This window comes from Streptomyces adelaidensis (assembly GCF_016598475.1).
GTDB classification, from domain to species: domain Bacteria; phylum Actinomycetota; class Actinomycetes; order Streptomycetales; family Streptomycetaceae; genus Streptomyces; species Streptomyces adelaidensis.
Window position 1 is genome coordinate 39426 of record NZ_JAEMUX010000073.1, and the last position, 7041, is coordinate 46466.

4 protein-coding genes are annotated in these 7041 nt (G+C 67.2%); 3 read left to right on the forward strand and 1 reads right to left on the reverse strand.

The window, feature by feature from the left end:
* Positions 1-766: 766 nt before the first annotated feature.
* From I8N67_RS31635 to I8N67_RS31645, 3 genes are all read left to right on the forward strand, one after another.
* Positions 767-1801: an AbeC-like domain-containing protein gene (locus tag I8N67_RS31635; protein ID WP_234046610.1), complete on the forward strand. Its 1035-nt coding sequence runs from the start codon at positions 767-769 to the stop codon at positions 1799-1801.
* A complete protein-coding gene (locus I8N67_RS31640) occupies positions 1801-2202 on the forward strand; it encodes a hypothetical protein (protein WP_200307674.1) in 402 nt (133 codons plus the stop codon). The genes I8N67_RS31635 and I8N67_RS31640 overlap by 1 nt, the downstream gene beginning before the upstream one ends.
* 586 nt (positions 2203-2788) lie before the next feature.
* Positions 2789-4276, forward strand: a complete 1488-nt coding sequence (locus I8N67_RS31645) for a hypothetical protein (protein ID WP_200307675.1) — start codon at positions 2789-2791, stop codon at positions 4274-4276.
* Positions 4277-4409: 133 nt separating this feature from the next.
* On the opposite strand, the gene I8N67_RS31650 is transcribed toward I8N67_RS31645, so the two are convergent.
* The coding region (locus I8N67_RS31650) for a hypothetical protein (protein ID WP_200307676.1) at positions 4410-7041 on the reverse strand (2632 nt) is incomplete at its 5' end.

Genomic DNA, 7041 nt, shown 5'->3' on the forward strand with positions numbered 1-7041 from the left:
AACGGGGGGGGCGGGAATGGGGTTCGGTCGGGGACTGCGTGATCGAGAGGGGCGTGCCCCGGAAGGGATGGTCGATGGGCCCGCGGTACCGGTTCAGGCCGGGCCTGTCCCCTCTCACGGTGGCGGCTCTGGTGAGGTGGACTCGACCTCGTCGGAGGTGACAAGGCTGCTGTGCCAGGCCGTCTACACCCGTCCCGACCGGGTCAAGGCCATCAAGGCGTGGTGGAGCAAGATCCGGGGCAAGGATCAGAAACCGAACAAGCCGCGGCGCAGTACTCGTAGACGCATCTACTTGGAGGGCAGCGACGACTGCCCTCCCCTGGGTGAGCCCATGGCCCAGTGGGTACGTGATCACGTTCTGCACGGGCCGCCGTTGCCTGTCCCGTCGTACGGATTCGACCTCGTGCCCGTCATCGCGCACAGTCTGCGCGCACGGAGACGGCGTCGGTTGCGGCGAACGCTCGTCCTGCTCTTTGCCGTCGGTGTTGCGTACGAGGTTCCCCGGGCGGCCGTCGTGTGGGGCGGAGCCGTCTTGCTGGCTTGCCTCATGTGGTGGGCCGGGCTGCGGGCAGCCCGGAAGGGCAAGAAGTCGAGGTTGGCGCCCTCGCCTCGTCTGGCGTACCTCGTTCTGTGTGTGCCCTGGATACTCGCGGTAGTCCCCTACGAGCCGATACGCGGCGAGGCGGTCACTCTGCGGACCGGGCTGCTCCTGCTGCCGTTCGCCCTGCTGGGCGGAGCCGTACTTGTCTGTGCGGGAGATCGCCTCATGGCGCGGGCGGGGTTGTCCAGGATCGTCCGGGACGGCATCGCGTCTGATCGCCTGCTATGGACGTCGGCGAAGGCCATGCGTCGGATGGCTCTCATCAGCAACGCGCAGACGCGGCTCGAACTGCCCTATGACCATCCGGAAACCTTCGTCGGAGCGGGACGCTACGTATGGGGCGTGGCTGACATCGGTATCGCACTCAAGCCCAAGGACCCAGAGGTATCGATCAAGTCCTTCGGCGAGCGGGAACTGCTGAGGCGGATGGGCGACGCCCTCAGGGAACTGGGCCGTGGCGCACGGGAGATCACCGATCCCCTACCCGGCTTCTCCGTCACGGAGGTTCTCGGGCTGCCGTCCGACCTGTGGCTTCGACGGATCCGTGCCGCGAAGTTGGAGCTGCCGGACCTGCGCGGCCGGGGCCGCCGGTCACCGTCCAGCGTGCCGGACCGGCTCTATTTGCGGGCGCAGTGCGTCAGTTGGGACGGCCAGGTCGTGGTCACCCTGTTCGCGCATGCCGCACTGGAGGCAGGCGAACTACGGCTTACCCTGCGCCCGCACGTGATGACGCCCCTCTACAACGAGCTGAAGGTGACAGACTCACCCGTCGCCAAGCGCGGAGCGAGACTTTACGGCTGGGTGGTCGTGCAGGCTCTGTTGGACGCCCTCCACGGGCCGCTCACACTGTGGCGGCTGGTGACCCGGCTCGCGCTCGGAGTCCAATCGGAGGGCGGCCGAGCCGAGGAAAAGGATCCGGTCAGCCTCCGGGACCTGTACTCCATCGAAGAAGTCACCGACATGCACCAGGCCGACGACGCGAAGCGGCACGTCGTCCTCATGCAGACCTGCGTCTTCCGCGCTGTCTCCGCGTACCTCGAAGAACTGGGCGTCGACACCGTTGCGTACGAGCGGCAGGTGGCCGCGGTCATCACCAACATCCAGGTCTACGGCGACAACAACGCACCCATCCAGAACGTCGCCGGCAACGGCATCAGCAATGTCGGCCAGGACAACAAGACTCAAGGAGGAGGAAGTTGATGGTTGCAGGACGTCGCCGCCCCGAACCGGAACAGGGACACGGCTCGGGCATCAGTATCGGCGGTAACAACATCGCCCCGCTCCAGAACGTGGTCGGGCAGAACATCTCGAACGTCCACCAGTCCGCGTCCGTCGAGAGTCCCGCCGTCAGCGTGGAAACCGTGCGCGATCTCCTTGCCGCCTTCCGCACCGAGGTGGATCAGAACGGATCGGTCCTGCCGAACGCACAGGTGCTCCGCGCCATGGCGGACTCCATCGACACCTCGCTGACAGCCTCGGATGGCCCGGCGATTGGGGCGCTGCGCGGGGCTGTGCAAGCGTTGCCGGCCTTGGTGGCGGGGACCGTGGTGCAGCAGGGGGGTGACGCGCTCGCTCACGCCGTTGCCGGATGGCTCAGCTGAGGTGACGGCTGCGCCAGTTCCTGGCCGGTCCGATCGACGATCCCGGTGGTCGGTATCGTCCCCGTCTCACGCGGCAGCTTGCGGTCCGTGCTTCGCAGGTGCAGCCAGCCGAGCGCTTCAGGGCTTGTTGCATACTCGGCGACCGGTCACTCGCCAGCACTCTCTTCAACGTGTTCTCGAGACTCCTCTGGAGCTTCGCGGTCATCCGGATGGGAAGCTGCTCAACCCGGAACCAGGCGCGAGGGCCCTCTTACGACGGGTGGAACCACACGGTATCGGCCAATGTCTCGTGAGGTGCCTGAAGAGATGACGTGGAGGTACCACTTGGAGGCTTGATCGCTGGCAGGATCGGTGCCTCTGAGCAGCGTGCACATGTGTACGGATCGAAGTGGCAATGGGGTGGGGCGGTATGGCCAGAGGGCCGGAGGTCAGTGACAGCGTTCGCCGGGAGCTCTGGAGGCTGGCAAATGGCATGTGCCAGCTATGTCGCCGGGAGCTGGACCCTGGGACTGCAGGGCGCACCCCAACGGCTCAGACGGCACACAATGCGGCACTCAGCGATCACGGGCCCCGAGCAGACCCCACCGTGCCGATCGAGGCCAGGAACGCCGTATCGAACCTCCTGTTGCTGTGCTCAACCTGCCACGACATCGTCGACAAGAACAACGGGAAGGCGTACACCGTTGAGGAGTTGTCCAGACTCAAGGCGGAGCATGAGACCTGGACCGCCGCCCTGAGGAAGGCCGGGCAAGCGTGGCGGATGAGCTACAGCAGCATCGACTACCTCAACGTGCCGAGAGTTGCGATGCTTCCTGGCGGGAATGTCGTGCAACAGGCGGCTCAACGTGCCGGCCTCGATCCGACACGGCCCTTCTCTGGACAGGGGTTCGCCCCCGGAATGTTCGTCGGGACTGTGCGTCCCGTGTTCGAGTCGTGGCGAGGGCACGCTGTTCCCCTCGACGAAGCCCGCCCGGACGCGATTCGGGAGGGAATGTACGTGGCGTTCAACGCGCCGATGCGTAGCCGCAACGTGTCCAACCAGCCATTTCCTCGGCCGCTCACCGGAACATGGCAAGACGACCCCTACCTGTCCTTCCGACTGGACGGACGCACGGTCATGATCCGGTTTGACCCCCAATGGCTCACCACCACTACCGCCGGCACGGACTTGGCCAGCGCAGCGACAGAGCAGGCCACCTATGCGGGGATCGGCCTTGTCGTGGGTGAATCCGCCGATGCGATTCGGATCTCCGCGCTGTTCTTCGGGAAGCCGCAAACCGCAGAAGGGGCATACATGAAGTACGTCATACAGGGCGGGGACGAGACCGTAGAGATGGTTTCTGTCGACGACTTCGAGACAGGGTTGTCGTCGCGCGGGTCGGGATCGCGGCTGCTGGGCGCTACTCGTGACCCGAGCAACGATGACGTCACTGTGGCACTGCACTTCAACGAACTTGAGGTCGGCCCGGGGCAGATCCAGCGGGAGACATTCCGGCAGCTGATGCGGGTGGTGCCGGAGTTCCGGCGCGATCTCATGGTCTCCGTGGGCACTCTCTTCACCCACTCGGGACTGACCGGCTTGCCGAAGCCGCTCGATATCGCAGCGGCCCACTTGGCGGGTGAGCCCAAGGTGTGGTCGACGCACTCCATCAACGGCCTGGGCACTCTGCTGGCGGACGTGGAAGTGGCCTTCGCCCTCGTCCATGGCGTGCGTAGAGGCCAACTGGATGACCTGCACCAAGCGCTCCTGGCTGAGTCGAAGAGCTACCTCGGGGCGGTCGAGGTGAATCTACGGCGCCCGACACACCAGCATTTCTACGGCGTGAGCCCCCGCTATCGGCTCATCGAAGGGGATCTCCGACTGCTGTACAGCGCCAAGGAGTACTACGGGGAACTCGGCGACTGGGATCACAGACCTCACGAACTGCTTGATGAGTGGGAATCGGAGGAGATCTTCAAGAGCGTGGCCTGGGAGGAGGACAAGGAACAAAGCGCTGCTGACGAACGCCAGGCTGAGGAAGAGGTGTCCGGGTGGTTGGCCATGATCGACTCGGACGAGGCAGCAGCGGATTGATGGCCCCTGACCCCGTAGGGGCGTACAGCACTCTCCGCTCGCACCTTGCCGTACACCGATCCTGAGGACACCGTGCCACCGGTGGCCGGTGGCACGGTGTCCTCCGAGGCGAGCACCCGGGGTAGTCCACGGACTATGGCTCGCACCGTGGTGGCCGTGGCCCGGCCAGACGCAGGTCTGACAGGACTTGGTGAGCCAGTTCGAAGGGCTGGTTGCGGGGGCCGTGGGGTACTGAGGCGGCGGATTCGAAGCCGCGCTGTGCGGCTAGGGCTCTGGGGCCTATCAGCCCGGTGAGCCGGTAATGCCGCCAGAGGGGAATCGGCCGACGGGCATCGACCACGATGAGGTCGGGCCGACGCCAGACGACCAGCGCCCAGGCTCCCCCGCCGGAGTCCGAGCCCGAGTCGGCCCAGGCCCCGACCAGGGGCGCATCCTCGGCGGCGCCGACTGCTTCGAGTGCCACCAGCGCGGGGTTGCTGAAGCGGCCGGTGACATGGAGGAGGAGTCGTCCGTGGCGGTGTACGTCACGCCCCTTCTCGGCGAGGGACCATACGGCGTCGGCGAGGGGATCGTTCTGGACGACGTCCGACGCGACATCGAGCACGGCGGCCTGGTCGACGGCCGGGCCGAAGGCTGTGTCGAGCAGCGCCGTGTATTCCGCGACGTACGCGGAGTCCACTGCGGGAAGCAGGTGGCCGACTGCCTGGGAGGCTTCGTTGAAGGCGAGTGTCTCAGGGGTGATTTCGTAGCGTGGGGCGTGACTTCGGAGCACGGCCAGGGCGACTGCGGCGAGGCTGCCGACCTGGGGCTCGATCCGCTCGGGGAGATCGTTTCGATTCAGTGCGCGAACGGCCCGGGAAAGCAGCGGCAGCCAGTCGGTTTGTGCCGGAGGCCAGGCGCCTGCCGCGACGGTCCACAGGGTCAGCCGGACGACGAGCATGCGCTCCGGAGGGCCCAGCTGGGGAGCGAGGGCGACGAGGCGCTCCACCCAGCGCCGGTATCTACGGCGGACTTCCTGGTCGGCCTGCCGGAGGTCGGGCAGGGTGGCGGTGCTGCTCGCTTCGGCACTGGCTGCCTCGGGGTCATGCTCTGCTGCCACGGCCTCGGCGTCGTCATCGTCGAGGGCGGCTTCGATGTCGTCGGTGAACCGCTCGTCCCAGGAGACGGGCAGCAGGTCCTGAAAGGGCGTGCTGGTGTCGGTGGGCAGTGGGAGCCCCAGCGCGAAGCGAGTGAGCGGGTGCCCGACGCGTCCGGCGCATTCGTCCAGATAGCGCTCCCAGCCGTCCTCGTCGCCGTCCAGCGGTACCGTCGCGGCCGCACCGCCAGCGCTGCTGCTCGCGGATACGCCCGCTGGGGTGGGGGCCAGTCCCGTACGGAGGGTTTCCAGGTCGCCCAGGAATCGTTCGGCGAGCCGGGGATCCGCGAACAGGTCGGGTGGCCGTGTTGTGGGGGTCTGGCACTGGGCCGGGGTCATTCGGCGCAGAGCGCGGTCAGGGTCGACGACGAACACGATGTTGCCGAAGGTTGGTACGCCGTCGCCGTCGACTACGACCAGGCGCACACGGCTGCCCGCATCAGCCGGAGCCGTCACCGTCAGCGTGGCCTGTCCGGGCGGGATGTCGGCGATGCGCTCCCATGCCTCCGGTGGTGCTGCCGCCTGAGACAACTCCAGGTGAGCGGTGTCGGAGAGAGGCCGGGCCACGCTGATCTCCAGGCCGTCCGATACGCGTAGGGCACCGAGCAGCAACGGCCCACTGCCGGCGATGGGGCGGGGAAGAGGCGGGGCCGTGTGCAGCCGGGCGGCGGGCTCGTCGGTGCCGTCCGGAAGGAGGGTGGCGGGAATGGGGGTGATGACGCCGAGTTCGCAGTTGCCTCCCTCGCCCTGGGAAAGCAGCAGGGCCGCGGCCGAGAGGTTCGGGCTGCCAGTCAGGGCCCACCGCTGCCCCTCGGAGACCCACTCGACGAGTTTCCCGTGGCGGTACCGCTGGTCGTTGTCGCTGATGACGCGTCCGTCGTACTCCTTCACCAGGGCGGCGACCGACGGGCCGTCGAGATCGCTGAGTCCGGGCTGGTAGGCGAGGGTGAACCGGCTCGGACGCAAGCGTTCGAGCAGCCGCCCCAGTGCCATCGAGCGTCGGTCGTAGAAGGGCGCGAACACGGCCAGTTCGTCGACGGGCCCTTGCGGCAGCTGACCGATGATCGGCGAACGCAGACTGCTGACGACGCGAACCTGTGGCGCCGTGGGTTTCCTGTCGCGATGGAGCTGGTCCAGCAGTGCTGCGACCCGCCCCAGAGCCTGTGGCACTCCGGCGGAGAACCTCACCTTTTCCGGGAGGTCGCGCAGCCACGCCGACAGCTCCGGGACCGCGGTGGGACTCTGCTCGCCGTCCACCCGCAGAACTGTCCACAGCTCAGCGTTGGCCTGCCAGCCGGCCAGCGTGGTGTTGCCGGAGCCGAGGGCGATGGTGGCGTGCTCCGGTCCAGCGAGGACCATCAGCTTGGGGTGGAACGCGGCACCGTGGGCGTATGCCAGACCGGCGAGGTAGCTACGGCCGGCACGCCGGACGGAGCGGGGATCGTTCCGGGCCATGGAGACGTCTCCCGCCACCGTGACGCGTGCGCCGGTGGCCTGGGTGACGCCGAGGGCTACCTCTTCGAAGAAGCCGAGATCGGCGGTGAAGCTGAGGAAGAGGGCTTCTTCCAGGCTCCGCCCTCCCGTGCGTTCCTCGTCGAGGATGAGGGTCAGCGGAGAGGCGAACGCGGTT